Annotated in this window: 22 protein-coding genes and 2 pseudogenes; 7 read left to right on the top strand and 17 right to left on the bottom strand. The window is 69.8% G+C overall.

Annotated elements, in window-relative coordinates:
- Nucleotides 1-172: 172 nt before the first annotated feature.
- The 10 genes from ACN27G_RS29025 to ACN27G_RS28980 form a co-directional block, all read right to left on the bottom strand.
- Entirely contained in the window at nt 173-1207 is a 1035-nt protein-coding gene (locus ACN27G_RS29025; protein ID WP_421495888.1) for a TniQ family protein, read from the bottom strand.
- The gene (locus tag ACN27G_RS29020) at nt 1204-2277 is read right to left on the bottom strand and encodes a TniB family NTP-binding protein (protein ID WP_421495887.1); all 1074 of its coding nucleotides are present in this window, start codon (nt 2275-2277) and stop codon (nt 1204-1206) included. Before ACN27G_RS29020 ends, ACN27G_RS29025 begins: the two co-directional genes overlap by 4 nt.
- Nucleotides 2274-4274: a Mu transposase C-terminal domain-containing protein gene (locus ACN27G_RS29015; RefSeq protein ID WP_421495886.1), complete on the bottom strand. Its 2001-nt coding sequence runs from the start codon at nt 4272-4274 to the stop codon at nt 2274-2276. Before ACN27G_RS29015 ends, ACN27G_RS29020 begins: the two co-directional genes overlap by 4 nt.
- 41 nt (nt 4275-4315) lie before the next feature.
- Nucleotides 4316-5074 (bottom strand): TnsA-like heteromeric transposase endonuclease subunit, encoded by a 759-nt coding sequence (locus ACN27G_RS29010; RefSeq protein WP_421495885.1) that lies wholly within the window; start codon nt 5072-5074, stop codon nt 4316-4318.
- A gap of 539 nt (nt 5075-5613) precedes the next feature.
- Entirely contained in the window at nt 5614-5955 is a 342-nt protein-coding gene (locus ACN27G_RS29005; RefSeq protein ID WP_421490717.1) for a hypothetical protein, read from the bottom strand.
- Between the two features lie 50 nt (nt 5956-6005).
- Complete coding sequence (locus ACN27G_RS29000; RefSeq protein ID WP_130463598.1) at nt 6006-6338, bottom strand: hypothetical protein; 333 nt, start codon at nt 6336-6338, stop codon at nt 6006-6008.
- A 404-nt stretch (nt 6339-6742) separates the two neighbouring features.
- Entirely contained in the window at nt 6743-7759 is a 1017-nt protein-coding gene (locus ACN27G_RS28995; RefSeq protein WP_421490716.1) for a TniQ family protein, read from the bottom strand.
- Between the two features lie 2 nt (nt 7760-7761).
- Nucleotides 7762-8850, bottom strand: coding sequence for an ATP-binding protein (locus ACN27G_RS28990; protein ID WP_421490715.1), 1089 nt, complete (start codon nt 8848-8850; stop codon nt 7762-7764).
- A complete protein-coding gene (locus ACN27G_RS28985; RefSeq protein ID WP_421490714.1) occupies nt 8847-10907 on the bottom strand; it encodes a Mu transposase C-terminal domain-containing protein in 2061 nt (686 codons plus the stop codon). The genes ACN27G_RS28990 and ACN27G_RS28985 overlap by 4 nt, the downstream gene beginning before the upstream one ends.
- Nucleotides 10904-11611, bottom strand: coding sequence for a TnsA-like heteromeric transposase endonuclease subunit (locus ACN27G_RS28980; protein ID WP_421490713.1), 708 nt, complete (start codon nt 11609-11611; stop codon nt 10904-10906). The genes ACN27G_RS28985 and ACN27G_RS28980 overlap by 4 nt, the downstream gene beginning before the upstream one ends.
- Before the next feature lie 312 nt (nt 11612-11923).
- On the opposite strand from ACN27G_RS28980, the gene ACN27G_RS28975 reads away from it, so the two are divergent.
- The 3 genes from ACN27G_RS28975 to istB all read left to right on the top strand — a co-directional run bounded on the left by ACN27G_RS28975 (nt 11924) and on the right by istB (nt 14625).
- Nucleotides 11924-12277, top strand: coding sequence for a helix-turn-helix domain-containing protein (locus ACN27G_RS28975; protein WP_421495884.1), 354 nt, complete (start codon nt 11924-11926; stop codon nt 12275-12277).
- Between the two features lie 165 nt (nt 12278-12442).
- Nucleotides 12443-13858, top strand: coding sequence for an IS21 family transposase (gene istA, locus ACN27G_RS28970; RefSeq protein ID WP_421495883.1), 1416 nt, complete (start codon nt 12443-12445; stop codon nt 13856-13858).
- Entirely contained in the window at nt 13855-14625 is a 771-nt protein-coding gene (gene istB, locus ACN27G_RS28965) for an IS21-like element helper ATPase IstB (RefSeq protein ID WP_421495882.1), read from the top strand. Before istA ends, istB begins: the two co-directional genes overlap by 4 nt.
- Nucleotides 14626-14960: 335 nt before the next feature.
- Here istB and ACN27G_RS28960 read toward each other — a convergent pair whose 3' ends face one another.
- On the bottom strand, nt 14961-15485 hold the full coding sequence (locus ACN27G_RS28960; protein WP_421495881.1) for a hypothetical protein: 525 nt from the start codon (nt 15483-15485) through the stop codon (nt 14961-14963).
- 215 nt (nt 15486-15700) lie between these two features.
- On the opposite strand from ACN27G_RS28960, the pseudogene ACN27G_RS28955 reads away from it, so the two are divergent.
- Nucleotides 15701-15991 (top strand): annotated as a pseudogene (locus ACN27G_RS28955) (UDP binding domain-containing protein); the annotation flags it as partial.
- 105 nt (nt 15992-16096) lie between these two features.
- Here the strand turns inward: ACN27G_RS28955 and ACN27G_RS28950 are convergent.
- A complete protein-coding gene (locus ACN27G_RS28950) occupies nt 16097-17482 on the bottom strand; it encodes a helix-turn-helix domain-containing protein (RefSeq protein ID WP_421495880.1) in 1386 nt (461 codons plus the stop codon).
- A 151-nt stretch (nt 17483-17633) separates the two neighbouring features.
- Between ACN27G_RS28950 and ACN27G_RS28945 the strand changes: the two genes are divergently transcribed.
- Nucleotides 17634-18215, top strand: coding sequence for a hypothetical protein (locus tag ACN27G_RS28945; protein ID WP_421497495.1), 582 nt, complete (start codon nt 17634-17636; stop codon nt 18213-18215).
- A 1-nt stretch (nt 18216) separates the two neighbouring features.
- On the opposite strand, the gene ACN27G_RS28940 is transcribed toward ACN27G_RS28945, so the two are convergent.
- Nucleotides 18217-18666, bottom strand: a complete 450-nt coding sequence (locus ACN27G_RS28940; RefSeq protein WP_421495879.1) for a hypothetical protein — start codon at nt 18664-18666, stop codon at nt 18217-18219.
- 30 nt (nt 18667-18696) lie between these two features.
- Between ACN27G_RS28940 and ACN27G_RS28935 the strand changes: the two genes are divergently transcribed.
- Both ACN27G_RS28935 and ACN27G_RS28930 read left to right on the top strand, forming a co-directional pair.
- Nucleotides 18697-19302, top strand: a complete 606-nt coding sequence (locus tag ACN27G_RS28935) for a metal-dependent phosphohydrolase (RefSeq protein WP_421495878.1) — start codon at nt 18697-18699, stop codon at nt 19300-19302.
- The gene (locus tag ACN27G_RS28930; protein ID WP_421495877.1) at nt 19299-20207 is read left to right on the top strand and encodes an aminoglycoside phosphotransferase; all 909 of its coding nucleotides are present in this window, start codon (nt 19299-19301) and stop codon (nt 20205-20207) included. The genes ACN27G_RS28935 and ACN27G_RS28930 overlap by 4 nt, the downstream gene beginning before the upstream one ends.
- A gap of 154 nt (nt 20208-20361) precedes the next feature.
- Here ACN27G_RS28930 and ACN27G_RS28925 read toward each other — a convergent pair whose 3' ends face one another.
- The 4 genes and pseudogenes from ACN27G_RS28925 to ACN27G_RS28910 all read right to left on the bottom strand — a co-directional run bounded on the left by ACN27G_RS28925 (nt 20362) and on the right by ACN27G_RS28910 (nt 25846).
- Nucleotides 20362-21321 carry a replication-relaxation family protein gene (locus ACN27G_RS28925; RefSeq protein ID WP_421495876.1) on the bottom strand — a complete coding sequence of 320 codons (960 nt, stop codon included), beginning with the start codon at nt 21319-21321 and terminating at the stop codon, nt 20362-20364.
- A gap of 110 nt (nt 21322-21431) precedes the next feature.
- Nucleotides 21432-23978 (bottom strand): type IV secretory system conjugative DNA transfer family protein, encoded by a 2547-nt coding sequence (locus ACN27G_RS28920; RefSeq protein WP_421497494.1) that lies wholly within the window; start codon nt 23976-23978, stop codon nt 21432-21434.
- 53 nt (nt 23979-24031) lie between these two features.
- Nucleotides 24032-24241, bottom strand: a pseudogene (locus ACN27G_RS28915) (conjugal transfer protein TraC); the annotation flags it as partial.
- A gap of 234 nt (nt 24242-24475) precedes the next feature.
- The gene (locus ACN27G_RS28910) at nt 24476-25846 is read right to left on the bottom strand and encodes an IS110 family transposase (protein WP_421490773.1); all 1371 of its coding nucleotides are present in this window, start codon (nt 25844-25846) and stop codon (nt 24476-24478) included.
- Between the last annotated feature and the right edge of the window lie 36 nt (nt 25847-25882).

Genomic DNA, 25882 nt, shown 5'->3' with positions numbered 1-25882 from the left:
TTCGCCGGTGGTTGCAGGTCGGAGAGGTTGCCGCAGGTGGCGTAGGCCCAGGCGGCGATGACGCGAGGATTGTCGTGCTTGCCGCCGCGGTGGTTGTTCTCGCCGGGGCCGAACAGGTAGCGCAGTAGCGGGCCGAGCCCGTGGATGGGGCCGCGTTCGTGGACCTTTGGGATCAGTTCGACCTCCCGGTGGCGGCTGGTGCTGGCCGGTGGGCGTAGGGCAGCGGCGCTACTGGGCTGAAGGTGCGGGGTGCGCGTCGGTCCCGGGCGAAGCGGTGCGCGATGCGTTCCTCGGCCAGGACCTGCTTCTCGGTGACGCGAGGGCTGCCGTCGTGGTGGTGGATCGTGTCGGGGTAGATGGCGGCGGGCTCCATCCGGGAACGCGCCGCGCGGGCGTTTGCCCAGGTCATGGTCGCGTCTGTGATTGCGTCGGCCGTGCCTCGGCAGTCCAGTGCGTGCGCGCAGGCGTCGAGGAAGGGACGGAACTCCACCGGCCGTTGTTGCGCGGTCACGGCTCGTCCGGTGGGTGAGGCGATCACTGCGGCGAGCGCGGTGACTTCCGGGAAGATCGCGGCCATGAACAGCGACCGCCGGTAGCCGCCTGGCATGAGCAGGTGGAGACGCTGTTCCCACCGTCGCCAGAGGGGGTGATGTGGTGCGCTGAACCGCAGGTCCAGGCAGATGCGGGTCGCCGAGACGGTGGCGTCGAAGGTGGCCGCCCAGCCGTGTCGGCGGGTGGCGCGCCGCAGCCGGTGTTGCGCGGCGACCAGTTCGGGCAGCCGTGCGGCGAGCGAGAGGGGCGGGTCGTCGTGGATTCCGTCCGGTGGGCCGATCCAGTATCCGTGCCGGGTGCACAGGTACTCGTCGTGGGCGAACAGTTGTCGCACCTGGCCGCCTTCATGCCGAGCGGTGCAGCGGGGGCAGGCGCGTTGGGCCAGGTGACGCAGGCTGCGCCAGTCCGCTGGCGGAAGTCGCAGCTCGGGCAGCGCCCAGGCCAGTCCAACGGGCTGGTAGCCGGTGATGGCCGCAAGCCGGCGCAGCGCGGCAGCGGCGGCGTCGACGTGCCTGACGCGCCGTTGGATGCCGACGTGCTGGTCCAGCGTGCTGCTGGGTAGTCCGTGCACTGCGGCGAGACGGCGCAGCCAGGAGGTGAGGGTTTCGTGCCGCGCGGGCGCCAGTGGGATCGGCAGCCGCCGCCAGTCGTTCACTTCTTGGCCTTGCCGCGCCGGCCCGGTCGCTGGACGTGGGCACGTTGCGCGGCGTGGTCGACGGGAATCAGGTCGAGCAGATCTTTCGTGATTTGCTCGGTGCCGTCCTGGATGGCCAGGACCGCCGCGCCGCGCACCAGGTGCGACAGGCTGCCGATCATGCCGCTGGTGCGGGCGAACAGGTACTCGTCCAGCCCGGTGAAAGTGCCGGGCTGGTGGCGGTGTAACCGCAGGCTGGCCTCCATGGTCGAGACGAGACCGCGCCAGGTTTCACGCTGCTCGCTGGTGCCGTAGTCGAACGGCCGCGCGGGGATGAGGGTGAACCGGCCGGCGATCTGCCGGCCCCGGGTGCCGGCGAACAGGCCGATCTCGTCGACGTCCAGGCCGGCGTAGATGAACGTGGCCGGCAGCCGTTCCGCGAAGTACTTCAGCGTGTCCGACACTTCCGCGCCGGCCCGGGTGGCGAGGCTGATGTTGTGTATCTCGTCGACGAGCACCAGGTCGACGTGGGTGCGGGCGGCGGTGGCGCAGACCGCGTTGGTCACGTCGGTAAGGTTCGCCGAACGAGGTGCTGGTAGGCCGAAGAACCGGGCGAACTCCACCGCCACCATTCGTGGTGTCGCCGCCGGAGGGACCGTGATGTAGACGACCGGCAACCGGTGCCGATCCTGCGGGTGCCGCCGGCGGGCGGCGAGTTCGTGCGCCCGGCCGAGCTGGCTCAGCGCGGTGGTCTTGCCGGTGCCCGACGCCCCGCTGATGATCACGCCCCGGCGGGCGGAGACCTGGTTGCGGTTGAGCTGAATCAGCAACCGGCTCGTCGCGATGACCTGCCGGATGACCGGCGTGTTCACCAACGGCAAATCGGCGTGGTACTCCATTCGCGCCTCGTCATACCCGACCCGCCGCCCCGCGCTCAGCCCCGCCAACGCCGCCTCGGTCAGTAGGGCCGGCGGGTTCGGTTCGGTGTCCACGAACCGCCGCCATCCCTCCTTGGTGGTCAACGGATTCTCCACCGACGGCTCAGCGTCGTCGGGTTCCCCGGTGCGCGGGCGGGGCAGGATGGCGGTCAATACGGCCACCTCTCGGCCTCGGCACGGGCGTCGAAGATCCCCATCGGGACCACGGTCGTACTCGTCTGCCCGGCCAACTCGTCGTCTTCGTCAGCCTTTTCTGCGGATTCCTCGGCGGGTGGGGGCCGGTGCGCGGCAGCAGCGACCCTGGTCCGCGCCGCGACCCGGGCACTCGCCTTGTCCGCTGGCGGGCCGGCCTGAGCCCGGGTGAGCAGCTCGTCGAGGACGCGGGCCACCTCGGTCTCGTTGGTGTCGTCCCGGCCGGCCTGCGCCGCCAGCCGGCGGGCATGGCGCCAGGTGAAGTCCGCGAACGGCGCCGAGACCATCGGCAGGTGTGTCCATGCGGCGGTGACCCACCCGTGCGGGGTCCGGACGAACACCTGCGACAGGTCGTAGGGGTCGTAGTGCACCTCCCACAACCCCCGCCGGGCTGTGACGCCGGAGTGCTGCCGCCGCCACGGCCCCAGCTCAGGGCTGTCGTAGGTGCGGTAGTCGATCCGGACGCCGTAATCGTTGATCTGCCGCCAGGCAACCGGCAGCAGCTCCAGATAGTCCTCCCCGGTCAGCACCAGCGGCAGGTAGCCGGCGGCGGCGACCAGGGCGGCGTACTTGTCGTTGGGCGAGATCGCCCGGCGCGGGAAGTACGGGTCGCGCAGCGCGTCGTGGGGGCGAGGTTGCCACCCGCAGAGCAGCCATTCATCGAGGAGGTCCTGCAAGTCGGGCACTGTCCACGCCGCCTGGGCGTCCACCCGGTCGCCCCGAAGCGTCGTATTGGAGCCGGTGTAGGCGGCCACGTGCTGGCAGAACAGGGTGTTGATCGCGTCGAAGGTAGCCTCCACGACTCCCTTGTCCGTGGGCGTCCCCGGGCGGCAGTTCTGCACCGAGATGCCCAACCGGGCGCAGGCCCGGGTGAACGTCTCCGACACGAACACCTTCCCGCCGTCGATGACGATGGTGTCCGGCACGATCACCGGCTTCGCCGCAGCCAACTCCATCCGGGCGTCCACGTCCACCAGCCGGGCGTGCGGCAGCCGCGAGGCGGACATCCGCAGCGCCGCCGACCAGCCCGGCCGCATCGGCTCCGGCACCAGCATCCGGGCCAGCGGCAACGCCGCGTCCACCGCCTTCGTGCCCACCGGCCGCAGCACCGCCGCGCAGATCGTCCGGGTCGCCACGTCGACCGCGATCGTCAGGTCCGCCCGAACCGGCATTCCCGACTCAAGCAGCACCATCACGTCGATCGGAGTCGAGTCGATCTGCACCTGCTCACCCGGCCGCGCGGCGAACGTCGGCGTGAACACCCCCTGCGGCCGGTTCGCCGTCTGCCGGCGGGTCACCGCCGACCCGAACGTGTGCCGCCCGGTCGACAACGCATCGATCAGCTTGTAGAACGTCGAACGGCCCGGCAGCGGCACCACCCCCGGCCCGTGAATGTCCTCCACCGCCTTGACCACCTGCCGGATCAATCGCCCACGAGTGCCCGTCGACACATGGGTCTCGGCATCGATCACCTGACGAGCCACCGCCACCAGCCGCGCGTCCGCCCGCCCGGTAGCCTCCCGAACCCGCACCGCCCGCCGGTCCACCAACCCCCACAAACCCTGCTGCGCGTACCGGGCGCGCATCCGCTCCACCGTCCGATAGCCAACACCCAACTCGGCAGCCTTGGCCTCGGTGCGCTGCACTACCGTGCGGGCCACCGGGTCGTACTCCGGCCGCGCTGCCGCGCCTGGCTCGGCGTCGGGCGGTAGGCCGGTCTCCACCTCGACCACATGCCGTTCCCAGTCCCGCGCCTCAACGAGGATCTCCTCCGGCAGGCCGTCCAACAGCCCGAACGGCTCCATCCCGGGCAATGTCGTCCCGTCCACCACGGCGAAGTCCGGCGCGGCCATCAGGAAGGAGGCCAGCACCACCTGCTCCGTACCGGCCTGAGCGCGCAGCCGCACCGACGTGCCTGCCACCGCGACCACCTGGTGCTCACCGCCGTCGAAGCTCACCCAGTCACCCGGACGCAGTACCGCCCGCGCATGCCCGCCGATCACGGCGTTACCACGCTGGTAACGGTGGTGCCCGCGTGCAGCGGCACCGACAGGTCCACAACGAGGTCGTGGCGCCACAGCAGGTGAAACAGCACCGGCAGTACCGCGACCGGATCACCGACCGCCTCCGCGCCAGCCATCAACGCGGCGGGCTCCGCCAGCGCGACCCGCAACGCTGCCGCTATCCCCGGGAGGCGATGGCGCGGGTGCCGATACCCGGCCAGCCACCGCAGATTCGCCGTCGCGATCGGCTCCGAAGCGCCGACCAGCCGGTACTCCCAACCCAACAGCTCGCACGCCCACCGCGTCGCCTCGAACTTCACCCGATCCCGGGCCGGCCGACGCTCAACCGGCCGGCAGTCAACTACCACCGCCGAGCCATCCGCCCGACGGGCGAACAAGTCCGGCACGTGCGCTACACCCTTGCCGCCCGGCGCCGTCCACGACAACCAAAACGGCTGCGCGGCAATCCCCACCACAGCCGGATCGAAGTCCAGCCACATCACATGATCGCGCTCCAGCCACGACTCATACCCCACGTGACCAGCGACCGTGGACGACCACCACAGACCCGACAGATGCCGCTGACCCTTCCGCGCGGTAAACCGCCGAGCCGGCGCAACCGCCTCGAACCGCACCGCCCACGCCTCCGCCAGCGACACCCGACGCCGCGTACCGTCCTCGGTGACGTACCCCACCACGAACTCATCGAGCGACCAGCCAGAAGCCACATCCCGCACGGCCGGTAGCGTCGTCACACCGAGCATTCTCGGCCGATCGGCGACCCATCGACGCCCATGACACGCCAACTAAACCTGGACGCCGCCAGATCATCCGCCATGTTGACCTGGACTCCGCCATCTTCACCTGGACAGGACACGCTGGTGTAGGTTCTCAGCGAAGGTGATCCGGGGCAGCGCGCTGACCAGCAGCGGATCAGATTTGGTGAGAAGCGCTACGGTGTCTTCTTCTCACCGAAACTGATCTCTTTGCTACGTAGCCGCCGGTTGGTTTGTGGGCGGACAGGCGGTCGGCAACGCCTGCCAGTGCTGCGAGGTATGACGCCATAACCGCATCGACGGGTAGCCTGAAACGTAGCGTCCACGAGGGCTTCGAGAGCGGGGGTGACGATGGACTTCCCCACGCTGCTGAGATCCGCCTTTGGCCTGTTGATACCCGCTGCACTGCTGCTGGCGGCGTTATGGGCGTTTGGTGCGATCCGGCGCAGGCTTACCGCGAGGCGGAACCGACAGACCAGGGGCGGTGGACTCGACTGAGCCCACCGCCCCTGGATCCGTCAACGCTGGGCGTCGATCAGCCCCTGACGTGCGACAACAGCTGCGTCAGTGGTGATGAGTAGCCCGACATCCGACCAGATTACGAGCGGTACGTAGCCCAAGGCTTCGGCGAGCTTGTTGATCCAGGCGAGGCAATCCTCGATCGACTGCGTCGAGACGGCTAGATCAGTGGCGATCGTGTGGGTGGCAACCGGCTGGCCGGCCCGCTCGGCGAGATAGCGCACGAGGCCCTGGCCGTTGCTGTCGACCTTGCGGAGCAAGGCGCGAGCGTCGAACGCGACGTCGGGCCTGCCCGTGATCCACTCACGGGTCGGGTCGTTGGCGGGGTTCTCGTCGATCATCACCACTCCAGGGCTACCCATGCCTCCACGGCGGTGGCCGCTGCCGGCGGTTAGGCGGTGCAGGTGTCGGTCGCGCGACCGATGTAGGCATCATCCGAGTTGTAGTAGGCGGTCACCCACAACATGAAGGTACCGCTGAGCAGACTTGCATGGTCCCCGGTCGGAGTGCTCCATGATCCGCTCGACGACGCGTAGGGCCAGTTCTCGGTGGTCTTCCACCACTGGCCGTTGATGAACAGGTCGCGGTAGATGTGCAACTGCCTGTTGGGTTGGGCGTCCACGCCCCACCCCTTGTCCTGAACGTACCTCGTCGGAAGGATGTGGCAGGCGATGTCGGCGTAGACGATGGGGGCGAGTGCCTGTGGCTGGCTTGCCTTGGCCATGGCGAGTCTCGCAAGGGCTCCGCGCTCGTCCGTCCGGAAGAGATCGGGCGACAGCGAGGAAGCTGCCGACACTCCGCTGGGCCGAGCTGCGGCTGGTGAGGCTGCGGCGGCCAGGAGGGTGGCGACGATAAGTAAGATCGCGCTTCCCTGGTGCCCAACGCGTCGGATCACTCTCTGCACTTGTGGGCCTCCTTACTGTGGCATCAGTTCGGCCCGATGCTTCCAATGGGGAACCGGCAGACGGAACCCAAAAGTCGCATCCACGACTGTAGATATACGAAGAGTTTCCAAATTTGCCCAACTCGCCTGGGGCGAACGGAATCACGCACCCATGGCGGGAGGGCGTGACGTCGCCGTCAACCAGCAAGATGAACATCGTTTGTGACTGGTGGTGCCGTGGTTACTTAGCGGGCGCCCTGGTTGGGTGACCGGGTTGAGCCTTGGGCCAGGGTTCGGTAGATCGTTCGGTCTGGTTCGTTGATGTTGCGCCAGAACCAGGCGGGCATGTCCGTTGTGCCGGCCCAGCGAGACAGCGGGTGGGCGGGGCGGAGCAATTGCTCGGGCGCCGGGTGTTCGAGGCAGCGCGCGGCGGCGAGGAGGAACTGCATGGCTGAGGGGGCGTCGCGGTCCCCGCTTGGGGTGAGCAGCAGTTCGGGGATCGAGGTGAACAGGCCGGTGAGCGCGACGATTTCCGGGTATCGGATGACAGTGTCGGGAACGTCCGGGAGGTGCTCGGCTCGGGCGCTCCAGCGGGCACTGATCTGCTCTGGCTTGTCCCTGTAAAATCCGGCCCGGCCTCGTCCCCAGAAGCGAGTGATGCCGGCGGCTGCGGCGAACGCCTCGCCGATGGTGTCTCGGTGGCGGCGGCGAAGGATCTTGTAGCGGTGCGCAGCGGTGACGATCTCGGGTGTCGCCCCGAGGGGCTGTTCGTTGCCACGGTCGGACCGGTAGTGGTAGGGCACCAACGTGCGGCGGTGCTGGATGCAGACGGGTGGCTGGCCCGGTTCGAGCTGGATGATGGACGGGACGCGGATTCCGCGGCGGGCCGTGCAGTGGGAGCAGGGGCGTAGCAGGGTGGGATCGGTGCCGCCCAGCGGTATCCAGTCGCGCAGCGGCTCCGGCCCCGGTCTTTTGAGAGTGCGGGTGGAGATGGCGGCCAGCAGGACGGTTTCGGGATAGCCGCTGAGGATGGCCAGCCGCGCGAGCGCCGGCCGGTTGAGCGCGAGGTCGTGCGTGTGGAACGGGCCGATGTGACCGGCGTGGTCGGTGGCGATGTGGCGGATCAGCAGAGGGCGGTCGACGCGGTTGGCGTTGGCGAGCCGTCGCAGGTAGGAGATCATGAGTTCGCGCGGCATCGGCCGGACTCGGATCGGCAACGGGCGCAGGCGGCGTTGCCAGTAGGGGTCGCGCGGGTCGAGCACGGTCAGGCGGCTCCGCTGCCGGCCGTGTGTGCGGGCGTCCGGCGTGGCCGGGCCGCTGAAGCGGTGGCACCCGGCCGGGGATGTTCGGCGGCGTGGTCGAGGACGACCCGGTCCAGGGCGGCCTTGGTGATGCGTTCGGTGCCGTCGAAGATGGCCTCGATTGCGGCGTCGCGGATCAGGTGGGACAAGCTGCCGATCATGCCGCTGGTTCGTTCGTGCAGGTAGCCGGCGAGACGTAGCAGCGAACCGGTGCGGTGCTGGTGCAGGCGTAGCGCGTGTTCGAGGGCGCTGACCAGCGCGGCCCACTGCTCGCGCTGGGTGCGGGTGCCGTAGGCGAACGCCGTGGTGGCGATCGAGGCGAAACGGCCGGCGATCTGCCGGCCACGGACGCCAGAGAATAGACCGGCGTGTTCGACGTCGATGCCGGCGTAGACGAACGTGGCCGGGAGCCGCTCGGCCAGGTATTTGAGCTGGTCGGAGGCTTCCGCGCCGACCCGGGTGGCCAGGTTGAGGTTGTGTATCTCGTCGACGAGCACGAGGTCGGTGCCGAGCTGGGAGAGCACGTCGCAGACGGCGTTGGTGATGTTGACCTGGTTGAGGTTGCGGGGCAGGGGCAGGCCGAGGAACCGGGCGAACTCGGCGGCGAGGACCTTCGGAGTGGCAGCTGGCGGGACGGTGACGTAGACGACCGGCAGGAACGGGCCGGGCGCGGTGCGCCGACGCCGGGCCAGCAGTTCGTGGTGCTTGCCGAGCTGCTTGATAGCGGTGCTCTTGCCGGTGCCGGAGTCGCCGGTGACGACCAAGCCCCGCCGTGCGGTGTCGGTGCCGCGGTTGAGCAACACGAGTCGCCGGCCGGTGTTGACGATCTGGTCAACGGTCGGGGTGGCCACGATGATGAGCCGGGCGTGGTGGGCGATACGGGCATCGTCGTAGGCGTCCCGCTCGGCCGGGGTGAGTGCGGCCAGCCGGGCAGCCGCCAGCACCTCCATCCGGGAAGGCTGCTGCTCGATGAACGCCGCCCAGCCTTCCTTCGTGGTGGGCGGTTCGTGGGCCGGCGGATCGACCAGGTCTGCCGCCGGGGTGCGGGTCACCGGTAGCGCCGTTCGTCGCCGGGCTCGAACACCCCGAACGGGATCACCTTCGCCAGCGGCACGTCCCGGTCCTCCTCTTCGACGTCGGCAGGTTCTTCCGGGTCGGCCAGCGGGGTGGACGGGATCGGCCGGGACGCGGCGCGGGTCCGGGCGGCCACCCGCTGATGGCGGGCGTCGCCGCCGGGGCCGGCGCCGGCCCGGGTGAGGAGGTCGTCCAGGGCGCGGGCAACGGCGGTCTCGTCGGTGTCGTCGCCACCGCGGCCGGCGACGATCTGCCGGGCGGCCCGCCAGGTGAAGTCGGCGAACGGCTGCCCGACCATCGGCAGGTGGGTCCAGGCGGCCGTGATCCAGCCGCCGCCCTGGTGATCCCGGACGAATACGTGCGACAGGTCGTAGGGGTCGTAGTGGACCTCCCACAGCTTGCCCTTGCCGACCACGCCAGAGGACTCGTGCCGGTAACGGCCCAGATCAGGACTGTCGTAGTGTCGGTAGTCGATCTGGATGCCGTGATCGCCGATGGTGCGCCACGCGACCGGCAGCAGCTCCAGGTAGTCGGTGCCGGTCAGCGGCAGGGTGACGTACCCGGCCGCCGCGATCGCGGCGGCGAACATCTCGTTGGGCGACAGCACCCGGCCACCGGCATCCGGGTCACGTAGTCCCTCGTGCGGGCGGGGCTGCCACCCAGCGACGATCCACTCGTCGAGTAACTCCTGAAGCTGGGGCAGTGACCACACCGCCTCGGTGGCCGCCGCCGTGCCCCGCCGAGTGACGTTCGGCCCGACGTAGCCGGCCACGTGCTGGCAGAACAGGGTGCGGATCGAGCCGAACGTGCGCTCGACGTGGCCCTTGTCGGTCGGGGTGCCCGGCCGGGCCGGCTCGACGGAGATCCCGAGCCGGGCGCAGGCCCGCACGAACGTCTCGGAGACGAACACCGCACCTCGATCGGTGACGATGGTCTCCGGGACGATGACCGGCCGGGCGGCGGCGTGCTCCAGCCGCGCGTCCAGGTCCAGCAGCCGCCGGTGGGGGATGCGCGAGCGGGCCATCGCCAGCGCGTCCGCCCAGCCGGGCCGCATCGGCTCCGGGACCAACATCTTGGCCAGCAGCAGCGCCGCGTCGACGGCCTTGGTGCCCTTCGGGCGCAGCACCGCCGCGCAGATCGAGCGAGTCGCGACGTCCAGCACGACGGTCAACTCCACCCGGCCGGTCACCCCGTCGTCCAGCAGCGCCATCACGTCCAGCGGGGACGTGTCGATCTGCACCAACTCGCCTGGGCGGACCGCGACGGCGCGGGTGAACGGCCGCGCTGGCCGATTCGCCAGGCTGCGGCGGGTGGTCGCCTCGCCGAAGGTATGCCGGCCGGCATCCATCACGGCGACCAGGCGGTAGAACGTCGCCGTCGACGGCATCGGCACCACACCTGACCCGTGCTCGACGGCCAGCAAATGTTCCACCCGGCGCCGCAGCCGTGACCGGGTGCCGGTCGACTCCCCGGTCTCGGCCGCCATCACAGCCTCAACCGCCGCGACCACCCGGTCGTCGACCCGACCGTAGGAGGACGCCGGGCGGGTGGCCCGGTGGTCGACCAGGCCCCACAGGCCTTCGGACCGGTAGCGCAGCCGCATCCGCTTGACCGTGACCGCGCTGGTCGGCTGCCCCGCCGCGGTCAGCTCGGCCGCCTTGGCCGCCTCCCGCTCCGCCAACGTGTACCGGGCCGGGTCGTAGGGCTCGCGCGGCCGGACACCTGCCGGCGCGTCCGGCGGCAACCCGGTCTGCACCTCCACGACGTGCCGCTCCCACTGTCGGGCACGCTCCAGCACCGTCGCCGGCAGCGCGTCGACCAGCCCGACCGGATCCAGCCGGGCCGGCGCCGGACCGGCTTCCAACAGCTCGAAGCCCGGCGACGCCAGCACATGTGCCAACAGCAACACCTGGGCATCGCCGACCTCATCGACCAGGCGTACCCGCACACCCTGCAAGCCGCCGACCGTCCACGATCGACCGTCAAACTGCAACCGGTCGCCGACCCCCAGCACCGCCCGCCCGGCGCCGCTCACCGGGCCGCCGCCGACACAATCGACAGCTCCGACAGCGGCACCGCAAGATCGGTACTCAGCCGGCCGCACCACAGCAGGTGGAACACCGTCGGCAGACTGGCCAGCGGGTCACCCAACCGTGCCGCGCCGTCCATCAACGGCGTCGGCTCCGCGAACACCGCCGGAGCGGCAGCGGCGACCGCCGGGCGCAGGCAGCGCGGATACCGATACCCGGCCAGCCATCGGACGTTCGCCATCACCACCGGATCCGGCTCGTGCACCAGCCGATACTCCCAACCAGCCTCGGCGCAGGCCCGGCCGGTCGTCTCGAACGCCGCCGCGTCACGCGGGCGTACCCGCGCGGCCGGGCGGACATCGATCACCACACCGGTGCCGTCGACCAGCCGTACGAAGAAGTCCGGCGCGTGCGAGCGCCGCCGGCCCGCGTGGTCCCACGACAGCCAGAATGGCTGCGACGCCATCGCCACCACCGAGGGGTCGAAGTCCAGGAGCGTCAGATGATCCCGCTCCAACCACGACTCGAAGCCCACATGCCCGCCGATCGTCGCCGCCCACCACAGGCCCGTGTTGTTGCGCTGCCCCCGATACGCGGGGAACGACCGAACCGGCGGCACCAACTCGAACGCCACCCCGGCCACCGCGCCCAGGTCCTCCCGCTGCTCCCGCCCGTCCGGGCCGACGTACCCGACCACAAACCCGGACAACGAGGCAGGCGCCGAACCCCGCAGAGCCACCAGACCGCCCAAACCCGACCGCCTCCCCTGATCCAGATCCGCCCAAAGGCTAGCGACGACCCGGACGGCCGCACGCAGCCGGGCGGATCAAGTTCCGTGAGAACGGATCAGATACGGATCAGATCCAGTGAGAACGGATCAACTTTCGTGAGAACCCACAGCTGGTTGTGAGGAACAACCACCACGATGGTAAATAAATTTACCACGTGTGTCGAGTTCGCCGCTCGCTCCCTGGTCAACATCCTGATTCCGACGGGATGACGACTCGACGGAGGGCGACGGGTGCCGCGCGGCAGAGGCGACAAGGCGCCCAACAGCTACGTCCAGTCAGGTACCTGGCCGGAGGCGACCCTGCGACCCGACGCACCCGTCGAGGCCCACTACGCGCAACAGTTCGCCCGCCGGCTCGCCGCCGCGATGCGCGAGCGACCAATCAGCAACCGTGCCCTCGCCGAACTCGCAGGCATCACCCACCCCACCATCGGGTTCATCCTCAATGGCGACCACGGGAGTGACCTCAAAACCGTCGCCCGCCTTGAGGTCGCGCTAGGCGCTGACCTCTACCCGACAGGCCTGCACCGGCAACTGCCCGCCACGGGGCCTGCTACCTCCACCGGCGAGGTGTCGCAGACGTAGGACCCCGGCGGACCCGGGCGTTTGCGGCTGGACCCGGTGTCGGCGTACGGGTTGGTGTCCCCAGGTAGGTACGGATGAACGTGGCCAGGTCGCGGCGTGGCGGCGGGCCGGTTGGGTGTCCGATGAGTAAGACTTCGCCCGGTATGAGCTGGGTGGAGGGCGGCGATGGTTCTGCGGTCGGAGCGGTGGCTGGAGCTGCGCCGGTACCGTGCGCTGCGTGAGGCGGGGCTGAGTCTGTCGCAGATCGCTCGGGAGACCGGTCTGGATCGCAAGACGGTGCGGAAGTACCTGGCGGGTGAGGCCGCGCCGGCGCCGCCGCAGCGGTCACCGCGTCGGGATGCCCGGGCGTCGGTGTTGAGCCCGTTCGCGCACGTGATCGACGCGTGGCTGCGGGCGGAGTTGTTGCTCAAGGGCACGGTGATTCATGAGCGGCTGGTCGAGCAGTACGGGTTCGCCGGCAACTACCAGCGGGTGAAGCTCTATCTGCAGGAAGCGCGGCCGCGGATCGCAGCGGAGATGGGCATCGGCCCGGACGAACTCGCTGGGCTGCACCGCCGGTTCGAGGTGGTGCCCGGTGCGCAGGCGCAGGTTGACTGGGGCGACGAAGGCGGCATCCTGGCCCACGTCGGGGTCGCCAAGGTCTACTCGTTCCACATGGTGCTGTCGTATTCGCGAGATCCGTTTTGCTGTTTCACCACCAGTCAGGACCTGTCGGCGTTCTGGGAGTGCCACCGGCGGGCGTTCGCTCACTTCGGTGGGGTGCCCAAGTCGATCGTTTACGACCGGACGAAGACGGTCGTGCGCCGGCATGTCGCCCCCGGGCAGGCGGTGCCGCTGCATCCGGAGGCGGTCGCGTTCGCCGGGCACTACGACTTCGACATCGACGTCCTCGCCGCCTACCGCCCGACTGGGAAGGGGCGGGTCGAGCGGCAGGTCACGATCGTGCGGGACCACGTCCTGGCTGGTCGGGGCTTCTCCTCGCTGGCGGACCTGGATGCCGCGTTCCAGGCGTGGGTGCCGATGCGGCGGGCCCGTACCCACCGCACCCACGGTGAGGTCATCGGCGTTCGCGCCGCCCGCGACCATGCCGCCTTGCGTCCGCTGCCGGCTCGGCCGTATGTGGTCGCCGCGAGGCATCTGCGACATGTCGGCAAGGATTGTCTGGTCGCCTACGACGCGAACCTCTACTCGGTCCCGGCCCGGCGGGTCCGTCACCGGCAACTGGTCGAGGTCCGTGCGACCGCCGCGACTATCGCCGTCCACGCCACCCTGCCGGACCAGCACGGCGAGACCCTGCTGGCCACCCACCCCCGAGCAGTCGGACGCGGCGCCCGCATCGTCGACCCCGCCCACTGGGACGGCCTGCCCGACGGACACACCCGGGCGGCCACCACCGGCGACACCCCACCAGCCCGCCGTCGCTCCGCATCCGGCGAAGGCAGTCCGCTTCAAGCGCTGCTGAACCGGGCCGCAGCAGCCCAGGTCACCGTCGACCGCCGTCCCCTGTCGGTCTATGACGAGATCGCCGGAACCAGCCCTTTCACCAGCACACGCACCTACCCGAAGGGCACCAGCTCGTGAGTGACCTCGTCGCCGACCGCATCCGGGCCACCGCCACCAGGCTCGGCCTGCCGCACCTGGCCCGGACCCTCGCGGACCTCACCGCCCGCGCCGACACCGAGGCCATGGGCTACCTGGACTTCCTCGACCTGGTCCTCGAAGAAGAACTGGCCGTCCGCGACGAGCGCCGCTTCCGCTCAGCACTTCGGCTGTCGAAGCTGCCGCACCACAAGACCCTCGACGAATACGACTTCGCGTTCCAACCCGAGTTGGACCCGCGCAAGATCCGGGACCTGGCCACCCTCGCGTTTGTGCAGGCCAAAGCCAACGTCGCTCTCCTCGGCCCGCCCGGAGTCGGGAAGACCCACATCGCCGTGGCCCTGGCCGTCGCCGCCTGCCGAGCCGGGTTCACTGTCTACTTCACCAGCCTCGACGACATGGTCCGCCACCTCACCGCCGCCGACGCCATCGGGCGGCTGGCCCGCAAGCTGCACACCTACCTACGCCCGAACATTCTCGTGATCGATGAAGTCGGCTACCAGCCCCTGGAACGCGCCCAGGCCAACCTCGTCTTCCAAGTGATCTCGAAGCGCTACGAGAAGGGCTCCACCCTGCTCACCTCGAACAAGAGCTTCGGCGAATGGGGCCAGGTCTTCGGCGACGAAGTCCTCGCCACCGCCATCCTCGACCGTCTCCTGCACCACTGCGACGTCGTCGCCATCAACGGACCCAGCTACCGGCTCAAGAACCGCCTCACCGCCATCGACGGCCAAGCCAACGTCGCCTGACCTGGCCACGTTCATCCGTACCTACCTGGGGACGCACACTCGTACGCCGACACCCGGGTCCGCCGGCGAGCGCCGACCGTACTACATGCCCCAACACCGGCCCACGGACCCAGGGTAGGGGAAGCCGAACCCCACCAAGCTCTTCCAACGGCCAGCTGCCTGTTACGGCGAACCTGACGGGGCCCGCGACGAGGCGATCCTCGCAACCCGCAACCCGCAACCAGGCGAGCCCGCACTCGGCATCTGCGAGAGGCTGGCGCCGTTGGAATGCGGCCGTTCGGCGCCGTGGCGACGTCGCTGCCCAGGCTGCTGATTCGTGAGGAGGTTGACGGCGCTTACCGACCTGGTCGTAGCTCTTGCAGATCTCGAAGCAGTTCCTGAACTGCCCTTGAACGCCTGTCTTCGTTGGTGAGAGTCTCGCGCAGCCGGTGCAGCAGTTCGACGCTTCGTACGGACGTGACGACGGACAGCCGGTCGAGTGTCATCCGCGCGGTTGCGACTGCTTGGTCAAGGTCGCCCGCCGCCGTCTGCGCCAGGCTCAGCCAGGCACCGTGACGCAGCGCCGACCGCTGTGGCGGTTCGGTGGGACCGGTGTGGGCTCGGCTGTACAGGAGCTGCGACGCGTCGCGAAGTAGCTGCTTGCGCCGGATCGGGATTCGGTCCGCGAGTACGACGAGGCCGCGGCCCGTGATGGCGTCGAGTTCGACCCGGTCGATGTAGGAGGCCCAGCCAGGCGAGGGACCGTCCGGAACGGTGTCCAGGAGTTCGAGGGTGGTGTCGTGCAGCCGGTAGAAACCGGTGAGGTCGCCCGCCGCTGCGTGGGCGAGGCTGCTGCGGGCGGTGACCAGGGACCGCACCACGGCCCGGCCGGCGCGGCGGCGGCGGCTTCCTGGGCCGCTGAGGCGAGTTGAAGCGCGACAAGTGCGTCTCCTCGATCGGCGGCTTGGTTGGACATGAGGGCCAGTGCGGGGGTTAGTCCTTGTCGCTCCGCTACGCGAAGCGGCCCTAATCGGGAGGAAGTAGGTCTACTTCCGAGTTAGAAGGAAACGCACCATCCGCACCAGGTTCCGCGCGGACCGCCAGCGAGTACCACCTCGCCATGCCAATCGTCACCGCCGCCCGCGACGTCAACCACCGCCAGCGCACCAGGGTCGTCGACCGGCTCCTCGATGAACTCCAGATACTCAAAGGCCGAAAGATCGGCATTCTCGGTCTTGCCTTCAAACCGGACACCGACGACCTACGCGACTCACCGGCCATCGACATCGCAAACCTGCTCCTCGAACGCGGCGCCCGAATCACCCTGCACGACCCCGTCGCCGCCAATCGCTTCCGTCGCGAACAACCCACCCTCGGCCAGCAGATCCCGGGGAACTGAGCCAGATCCAAGTGGGCGAACAGGAGGTATAGCCCGACCAGGTCCTCTTGGCGCGATGCAGGTCATGGTCGTGTCTGTCATCTCGTTTAGTTGTTAGGACGCCAGAGCGTCGTGGAGCGCGCGGGACGCGGGGAGATTCGGCCAGCGCGAGCCGAGCTCGCGATCCAAAGCGCGCAGCTCCTTGCCGATCCGCGCAGAGCCCGACTCGCGGGCCGTGGCTACACACCGCAACCCGAGGTCCGCGGCACGCTCAGGATCTGGTTCAGCGGCTTCGATGACCACGTTGGCGAGCTTCGCCATATGGTGCGCTTGATCCCGAGCGAGGTGCTGCGGCATGTCGGTGAGCTTCCGTTCGAGGATTGCGATCGCGGTGTCCGTGTCGCCAGCGCTGCGGTAACAGCTCGCCGACTGCTCTTCGAGCGTGCTCATGTCGTAGTGGTGCAGGTACACCGGCGCCTCTGGGTCGACGTCGTGTGGCCGATCGTGGAGCAGGTCTGCGGCTGTCGCCAGGTTCCGCCGGAAACGGTCAACGTCGCCGAGTTGAGCCCACCCCCGTGCCTCTTGCTGGCCGGCGAGCGCGATCAACTTCGGGCTGACCGAGCCACGCACCTTCTGGGCGGCGGCGGCCAGATCAACTACGGCCACCGGGTCATTGTCAAGGGTGGCGATGTTGCTTTTTCGGATGAGCATGTACGCCGTCATCTGGTCGTCCCCAGCGGCCAACGCCCACTGTGATGCCCGGTCGGACCAATGCATCGCGGCTTGGAGGTCTCCGCTGTCCTGATAGAGCCACCCCGCGAACTCGGCGTATTGGGCCAGCAGGCGCATCGTGGGTCCGGCGACCCCGGGTCGAGCGTGCCGGCGAACAGCGTCGAGGACGTCGAGCTGGGCCAGCACCGGCCCGAGCAGTTGACGGGGGCCGAGCATCCGGTCGGCGGCGAAGTGCTCGTCCAACAGGCGGCGGAAGTAGGCGAGGACCTGCGTGTCGACGACGCGGGGCTCGGCGAGCGCGCCGCGTACGCGGTCGGCTTCGTCCAGGTCCGCGGTTCCAGCAGGCAGGACTGCGCGCAGCGCTCCGCTGGCGAGTAGCTGGGCGAGTTCGCGCCGCGATAGGTTCACATGCACGGTCCTTCCATCGGGAGTCCGAAACTCCACGCTACCGCCGTCGGTCCCGACGAAGGTCGTCATCGGGGCGCGTGCGTGGCCGCGCCGGCGAGCGGGGGCGGGCGGGGCCAACGTCCGGAGCCGAGCGAGGAGACCTCCGGTGTCGAGGACCTTGTCCAGCTCGGCCACGACCGCGGGATCCACCAGATGCTCGCCGCGTTCGGCCCGGGACAGGCGGCTGTAGTCGTAGTGCGCGACTCGGCCGAGGGTTCGCAGCGACATTCCGGCCTCGGTGCGGAGCTGTCGTAGGACGAGGCCGAAGACGAGCTGAACGGCCTCGCTGGCGTCTCGTCTGATCGGCCACTCACCATCCACGTCAGCCGATGTTGCCGCAACACCCAGACCGTTCACAAGGGGTCTTGTGTGAGTGACGCTAAGTCAAGACCTGGCGGGGGTGCCAGGCTCGCCGCACTCCCTCCACTCAATCACAAGCATCGGAAAGGACACCACCGTGAAAACGAAGACCATGCCGGCCCCGGAGAGGGTCGGCCCCCGGGCAGCGGAGATCCTGGACGCGATGCGCGAGCACTCCGCCTGGGACAGGCTCAACAGCTCCTCGATGAGGTACTCGTCCTGCTGGGCGACGTTCACCGGTTACCCGACGATCAGTCAGTGGAGCCTGGAGCGGGACGCCGGACCGCTGCTGGTCGAGGCGCTGCGCGTCCTGGCTCTCAAGGCCGCGGTGTACGAGCTGACCGGCGGGGACGAGGAGGCGGCCGAACTGCTGGTGCCGGCGCCGGTCGACGAGATGATCCATGCCGTCCTCGCGCAGTTCACCCTGATGAGCGGCATGCAGTCCGACCTCGGGGTCACCTTCCCGCACGCGACCGAGTTGGAGGACTTCGGGTACACCCGGGGCTGCGTGACCGACGACTACTACGCCGCCGCCGGATGGGGCGACCAGCCGCTGCGGTACTGGCTGGATTCGGCGGAGGTCGGCCGCCGCCTGGCGATCCTGGAACGCCAGTACGGCGCCGCCGGCATCGCCCGCAACGGGCGCGGCCACGCCATCGACTTCGACGCGGAGACCGAGGCCGTCGCCGTCTGAGTCAGCGTTGCGCCAGCTCCACGGACAGCACCCGGCGCAACGCCTGTACTACCGCGCCGGGTGCGAACCGCTCCTTAGCCTGGCGTTCCGCCCGCGCCACCGCGGTGAACATCCGTTCCGGCTCCACCGTGCGAAGGGTGGCGACCAGCCACCCTTCCAGGTCGTCCAGTTCGGTCGGTAGCTCCAACGCTGCCGCTGACGGAGGAATCGGTGCCGGGCTCAGGTCCGGCACCGGCTTACCCGCCGAGGCGTACTGGCCCGGGGGCAACCCGACCCGGTACGGGTGCACACAGACCGCGACGCCGTCACGGCTGACACGCCACCCGATCTCCCGGTCGTAGGCGAACTCGGGTCCGCGCTGGTCCACCACGTCGAACTGGCCCGGTCCGAGTTCCTGGGCCGGGCACACACCGCAGGTTCGCTCAGCCCAATCGGGCAACGGGCCGTCCATGCCCCCATGCTAGGAGAAACGGGTCGCGAGATGACCGCACTGACCACGCCACGTCACCCGCTCGTCGTCCGGGCACTCGCCGAGGCCAACACCTGGTGCTTCGGGCACGTCATCGACGACCGGCCCGCATACGTGCACGCCGTCCGGGTCGCGGCCACCCTCGTGCGGCACCTGCCCGACGCCTCCCCGCACCTGGTCGCCGCAGTGCTGCTCCACGACGCCCCCGAGTTCGTTCCACCCGACGTCGACCTCGACCGCGTGCTTACCGCCACCTACGGCCCCGAGGTACCCCGCATCATTCGGGCGTTGCAGGTCGAGCATCACGCCCTCGATGAGCCCGACCCGCCCATCAACACCGGTGACCGGCCGGTTCTCCTCGCCTCCACCGCGGACAAGATCGTGGCGTTGACATCGCTCCTACGAAGGGCTCGCGAAGCGGCGGCGGGCCAGGACGCGTTCTTCGCCGCCCGCCCCGCGCTGTTGCGCCTCCTCCCGCACTTCCACGCCTTCCACGAGGCGGGCGCCGGCCTCGTGCCGGCCAGCATGTCCGAAGGACTCCGCACCATCCTGACCCTGATGGACCGCGCCACCGAGTCGGCGCGGCAGGCGACGGCGTTCAGGGCGGCGGCACCGTGAACGACCAGACGATCGCCGCCCTTCTCGACTCCCTGTCCCGTACAGCTCGTCTCGGCACCCCTCGACGAGACCCGATCCGTGTCTGGCGTCTCAGCGGAGTCGAACGCCTCCACCTGACCGACGGCCGCACGGCCATCTTCAAGTACGCCGGCCCCCCGTTCACCGACGAGGACCGGGTGCTTCGGCTGCTCGCGGCACGAGGCGTACCCGTGCCGCAGGTCTACGCCTCCGCCCACCGACACCAGCATCTCGGCATGATCATGCAGGACCTTGGGTCGGCGACCCGGGAGGCGACCGAGGATGACGCTGTGATCGCCGCAGCCCGCCTGCACGCCCTTGGCCCCGTCGACGGACTAACCACCTACGACGGAGCGACCCTCACGACCTCTCCCACCCGAAGCCTCGACTACCTGCACCAGATCGAGGCCGGCGATCTGCACGTCCGCAGCGAGGGAATCGCCGACCTCCTCAAGGAGCTGGAGATCGTTGGGCCCCGGAGGGCGGCCGGCGCGGAGCTGGAGCCCTTCGCCTTATGCCACTCCGAGCTGCATCCCACCTCGCTGCACATCACCACACAGGGCTGGCACCTACTCGACCTCGCCAAAGCCTTCACCGGCCCCGGCATACTCGACCTCGCCACCTGGCACGGCACACGGCACACGCCAAACGCCTCCCGGCTGCGCCCGCTACTCGTCCGCTACGTCGAATCGGGCGGCCACCCCGACGCACTCACCGACCGAGCCGGACTGCCCGCCGAAGTCTGGGCGCTCGCCTGGCACCGCATCTGGGCAGCCGAAACCCTGCTACAGCAGACGGCGATCGCCGTAGACACCCCCAGTCCCGCCCCGACGACCATCGACGCGATCCGACGACAGCTCACCACCGCCCTTCGACTCCTGTCATAGTTGCGTGAAGCCGGCCGGGTCGAGGAGAGGACCGCGCTGGCGAGCGGGCTCCTGCGTTCGCCCGGGAGGTCGAGCGGTGCCGCCCCTTGTCAGGTGTGGAAGTCTGTCAGTGGTGTGTGCTGGTCGTGCTGCTGTGAGACGCGGACGGTGAATGTCAGGTGTCGGCGAGTTCGTCTTCGTCGGTGAGCCCCTCGTCGATGTCGTCGGTGAGTGGGGTGCCGAACGGGTCGGGGTAGCCGTCGGGTCCGGGGTCGCTGGGCAGTTCGTGCAGGTGTCGTCGGCGGATCGGGTCCGAGGTCAGTGCCCAGACCGGTCCGGCGGGGTTGTCGTTGTGCACGGCGAGTGCGACCGGCATCCGGGTGGGTACGTCGTGCAGGATTCGCAGCAGGCTGGTTTCCCGGCGTTGGTGGGGTACCCAGAGCAGCACCGGGAAGCGGGGTCCGCCGTAGCGGGCGAGGTGTTCGTAGCCGCGCAGTTTGGCTACCACACGGGCGAGGTCCTCGGTGTCGCGGTCGTGCTCGACGAAGAACCCGATCGTGGCGCCGTCGGCGTGCCAGATGCCGTGCCCGTCGGGAAAGACGTCGATCCTGCGCTGCCCCTCGGTTGTGCGTTTGGTGCCGCTGTAGGCGGCGGTCGCGTGCTGTTCGGACCACCAGCGCAGCAGCCGGGTGTCGTGCTGGGCGCGGGTGTGCGCGTGCAGGTCGACGAAGAACTGGTTGACGCCGAGCAGGTGGTGGAGGCGCCTGCTGTGCACGATGCGTTCGGCGCGGTCGATGCTGGACCGGGGTGCCTTGAGCCCGAGGTTGTCGGGGTCGCTGAACGCGGTCGGGTGCCGGCGCAGCCCGACCGGGCCGAGGGTGTACAGGTAGGAGGTCTCCGGGGTGCCGTCGGCGGCGGCCCAGGCGAACCGGTGCAGCACGCCCAGCCGGTGCAGGATCGTCAGCCGCTGCTGCGCGGTACGCCGCGCGGTGAACAGTGCCCGGCCGACCTGGGCGGCGGAGAGCAGGTAGTGCTCGGCCAGCCAGGACATCAGCAGACGGTCACGAGGGGTGAGCCGGCGGTAGACCGACAGCGGATCAGGTTTGGTCGACGGGGGTGGGACACGGCGGTACATCAGGAACACTCCTCAGCGGAGGACGGTGCCCTCCTATCGGAGGGTGTCTGGGACGAGGGACGGAGCCCGGCAGGGCGGAAAGGGGCCACGTGCGGCACTGACAGAGCAGGTCAGGACTGTCTGTCAGGCCCGGGACCGGAGTGGCGACGCGACGGGTCACGCGACGGGTGACCCGTCGCAGACCGTGACCGGCCGGGGGCGGCGGTTTCCTCGCCGCCGGTTGGGGTGGGTTTGCGGCGGCGGGAGCGTTCCTTCTTTTCCCGCTTGGTCAGCCGTTGGACGAGTTCGTCGACGGCGCTGGTGTCCTGCTCGGGCACCGCTTGCGCGGCTGTGTGCCGGATGGCGGTGGCCTCGCCCACGATCGGGCGTGGTGCCCGGGTGCGCATGGTGAACGCGGGTGTCTGCCGGCCGCCGGCGACGAGGCGGGCGACGGCGGTGTAGGCGTCCAGGTGTGACAGGTCGTGTTCGTCAAGTTCGGGTGTGGTGTGCCGGGCCAGCACTCGCGCGTCCTCGGGGCTGACGCTGAAGTACACCTTGTTGCGGGCGTTCGCGCTGACCGCGGCCAGCAGATCCCGGGGGAACTGAGCCAGATCCTGATGGGCGAGGACCATGGATAGCCGGTACTTGCGGGCTTCGGCGAGCATCGTGTCCAGGCTGCTGGCGAGGGTGAGGAAGTTCTGGCACTCGTCGAGCACGATCTGGCAGTCGCGGCGCTGTTCGGCCGGGATGCTGGCGCGGGCGGTGGCGGCCTGCCACACCTTGGCCAGGATCAGGGAGCCGAGGAGGCGGCTGGTGTCCTCGCCGAGAACGCCCTTGGGGATGCGGACCAGCAGCACACCACCGTCGAGGATCTTGCTCATGTCGAAGCTCGACCTCGGGTAGCGCATCGCCCGCTTCACGAAGTCCCGGAGCAGGAAGGCGCGCAGACGTGCGAGGACGGGCCCGATGACCTGCGATCGCAGGGCTGGGGTCATCTCGTCGTACCAGACCCAGAACCCGTCGAGGCCTTCGGGGTCGTCGAGGTCGACGGTGATCTCCGAGCGGAACTGCGCCGAGGTCAACAGCGGTGGGATGTGTTGCAGGGTGACGTTGGCGTGCTTGAGCAGGGTCAGGCAGGAGACCCGCATGACGTCGTCCATGCGCGGCCCCCACGCCTTGACGAAGATGCTGCCGAAGATCGACACGAGGTTGTCGGTGATCAGGTCGTGGTCGCGGCCTTCGAGGGGGTTGAGGGTGGGCGGGTTGGGCTGGTCGGGATCGAACAGCACCACCCGGTGCGCCACGGTGGCGGGCAGCCGGTCGAGGATGTCGGTGACGAGGTCGCCGTGTGGGTCGATCACCACGGTGCCCCGTCCGGCGAGGATCCCGTCGATGATCATGTTGGCGAGCAGGGTGGTTTTTCCGGAGCCGGTGGAGCCGACCATGTGCAGGTGGTAGCGGGCGTCCGGGACGGCCAGCGCGACGGGGTGGCCGCCGATTTCGGCGTCGCCGAGCACGGTGACGCCGCGGCCGCCGGTCGGCACCGCGACCGGGGCCGGCATCGACTTGGCGCGGGCGCGGTCGAGGCCGGGTACGGCCAGGTCCTGCGGTAGTGCGGCGAGCGCGGCGAGTTCGGGGGCGGCGGTGAGGAAGCCGGGGCCGAGTCGGCGGGCGGCCAGTACCGCGACCGGGTGGGGCATGCGGGTGCGGTGGGCGAGCCGGTTACGGCCGGCGTGTACGGCGAAGCTGGACGCGACGGTGTCGGCGACCGCGCGTAGCCGGTTGTCGGGCCGGGCGCCCGAGCGGTGGTTGGTGGAGGCGACCGTGTAGCGGATGCCGGTTTCCCACAGCACGTGGCTGGTCTTGTCGAGGATGGCCCGCACGTCCCGCTCCAGGGCGGGGTCGCGCCGCGGGGCCGTCGAGGGGGTGCTGGTGCGGCCGGGCAGGAGCGCCTCGGCGAGCCACAGCAGCGGGGCGGCGGGGTTGATCGTCGGGGTGGCGGTCTTGCCGGCGCGGAGGCGGCCGGCGGCCCGGCGGGCCCGGGCGGCGCGGCGTGGGGGTGCCGGTCGGGCGAGGATCTGCACGCAGGCGTGCTCGCCGTCGCGCAGCTGGGCGCCGGCGGCCAGCAGTGCGCGTAGCGGGTCGGCGTCGTGGTCGGCGTGGAACGGTAGCCACTCGGCTGCTGTGGGGTACAGGTGCCCGCCGGTGGCGGCCGTTGCGGAGGCCGGGATCGGGTCGGCGGCCTCGGTGGTGGTGCAGGCGGCGCCGGGCCAGGCGCCGCGCACGGCGGCCTCGACGGCGCCTGTCGGCACGCTGCCGGGTACCCAGACCGAGACCAGCAGCTGCCGGCCTGTCCAGGTGTACTGCCACGCGATGTGCGGGGTGCCGTAGATGAGCCGTCGCCACCGTGGCGGGGTGAGGGTGCCGGAGAGGTTTGCCAGGAACGCGGCCGAGCTGTGCGGTTCCACCTGCGGCGGCGGGGCGATGGTGACCAGGCGGGCGCCGGTGGCGTGCCGGCGGTGCCGCCACGAGGCGAGCAGGTTGCGGCCGGCGATCCACGCCACCAGGCATGCGGCGGCGACGGCGGCCAGCCACGGCCGGTCGATTGCCCAGGCGCCGGCCTGCCACACCCACAGCGCGGGTGGTGACAGTTCGGGGTCGGGGGCGGTGGACAGTATGCCGGCCCGGTGGGGGTCGGTCGCCGGATGCGGCGGTGTCAGGGGTAGGGGTTTCACAGGTCGTCCTCGTCTTCGTCGTCGATGAGATCGGCGGGGTTGGTGGTGCACAGGGCGTGCTCCTGCTCGGAGCTGATGGATTCGAAGCCGGTCCGGGCGATGCCAGAGATGAGCAGTCCCTGTCCGGGGCGGGCGGCCAGCAGCAGCCGTCGTTCGCCACCGGTGAGGCCGAAGGCGTCGCCGACCGCGTCGATGGCCTGGGGGGCTGAGACGAAACTCGAACCTTGAGCACGTGCGCGGCAGCGTCCCGGCGGAGCCGGGACATGATGGTTTCCGAGCATGGTGAGGTGCTTGCCGTGGGTGGCCGGGGTGCGGCAAGCTGGGTCGTTGGTGGGGAGAGCGACCACGTTGTCGGCCCTTGTGGTCTGACCTTTTGCCGGAGAACGGCCTTGTCGGCGCTCTTCCCACCGCTTGTGTGCGGGTGCTGCTGGTAGGCCGTTTCAGGCGGCGGCCTCGCCGTCGTGGTGGCTGCCGAGGCTGTCGTCGTCGTACGGGCCGTTGTCGTGGTCGACGAGGACGATCTTCTTGCCGGACAGGGCCTCGAGTTGGGCGATCAGTCGGCGGGTGTGGGTCTCGGGGTTGACGCGGCGGGTGTAGTAGTCGTGGCCGAGATCGGTGTAGGGCTTTCCAGTGGCCAGCACGGTCCAGATGACCTTGATGAGGGTGTGCGCGACGGCGAATCCGGCCTTCTTGGCGGCGGTCTTGTTCGCCTTGCCACCGAAGCGGCGGTGCAGCCGGTGAAACCGGGCCCCGAGCCGGGTCCGCGTGCGGGAGGCGGACAGGGCAGCCTCGATGAGGATCGACTGGACGTGCGTGTTGCCTTTGCGGTGCCGGGCCCGGTGGCGCCGGCCGGCGGACTCGTTGTTGCCCGGGGCGAGCCCGGCCCACGCGGCCAGATGCTTCGCGGACGGGAACCGGCTCATGTCCACGCCGATCTCGCTGACGATCACCGCCGCGACCCGGTCGCTGATCCCGGGGATGCTGGTCAGCAGCCGGATCTGCGCGGCGAACGGGGCGAGCAGCCCGGCGGGTTCGGTCGCCGCCCGGCGGCTGGTGCCCGGGGCCCCGGGGTGGCCGATCTTCTCTTTGACCTGGTCGATCATCTGGTCGAGGTGGTCGAGCCGGGCTAGGTGGAACCCGATCATCTGCCCGTGATGGGCGGTGAACCGGCCGGCCAACGCCAGCCGCAGGTCCTCGGTCTTGTTCCGCAACACCCCACGCGCCAACCCGGCGAGGACCTGCGGGTCACGCTCGCCGGCAACGAGGGCGTCCAGCATCGCCCGGCCGGACACGCCGAACGTATCGGAGGCGACCACGTCCAGCTTGATCCCGGCCGCCTCCAGGACCTTGAGCAGCCGCTGCTTCTCCCGGGAGCGTTCCTCGGTCAGCTTCGTCTGATACCGGGTCAGGTCCCGGATCTCGCGGATGTCGTCCGGCGGCAGGAAACTGCCCCGTAGCAGGCCGACCTCCAACAGCCGGGCCAGCCATTGCGCGTCCTTGACATCGGTCTTGCGGCCCGGGACCGCTTTGACGTGCGCCGCGTTGACCACGTCGATCGTCAGGTCCGGCCCGCCGGCTTCCCGTAACGCGGCGTACACCGGCCACCAGTACGCGCCAGTCGACTCCATCGCCGCCCGGGTCACCCCGCACTCGGCCAGCCACGCTCCCATCGCCAGCAAATCCGCGTAAAACGTGCGGAACGTGCGGGTCTTCTCCCGCCGCAGCGCCGGCCGCCGCGGATCCGGGGTCCGCACCGTCACTGTGACCTGCTTCTTATGCACATCGATCCCCGCGACATGCGTGTACAACACGTCCAAACGACACGCCTCCGTCCCGATCACCAGCCA

Source organism: Plantactinospora sp. WMMB334, from assembly GCF_049179095.1.
GTDB lineage: Bacteria > Actinomycetota > Actinomycetes > Mycobacteriales > Micromonosporaceae > Plantactinospora.
This window is presented reverse-complemented; position numbering and strand designations above follow the sequence as displayed.

Coding starts and splice junctions, on each gene's coding strand:
- istA (WP_421495883.1), top strand. CDS start 12,443: ATGGTTCTGCGGTCGGAGCGGTGGCTGGAGCTGCGCCGGTACCGTGCG.
- ACN27G_RS28940 (WP_421495879.1), bottom strand. CDS start 18,666: ATGGACGGCCCGTTGCCCGATTGGGCTGAGCGAACCTGCGGTGTGTGC.
- ACN27G_RS28935 (WP_421495878.1), top strand. CDS start 18,697: ATGACCGCACTGACCACGCCACGTCACCCGCTCGTCGTCCGGGCACTC.
- ACN27G_RS29005 (WP_421490717.1), bottom strand. CDS start 5,955: ATGATCGACGAGAACCCCGCCAACGACCCGACCCGTGAGTGGATCACG.
- ACN27G_RS28945 (WP_421497495.1), top strand. CDS start 17,634: ATGCCGGCCCCGGAGAGGGTCGGCCCCCGGGCAGCGGAGATCCTGGAC.
- ACN27G_RS28925 (WP_421495876.1), bottom strand. CDS start 21,321: ATGTACCGCCGTGTCCCACCCCCGTCGACCAAACCTGATCCGCTGTCG.
- ACN27G_RS29000 (WP_130463598.1), bottom strand. CDS start 6,338: ATGGCCAAGGCAAGCCAGCCACAGGCACTCGCCCCCATCGTCTACGCC.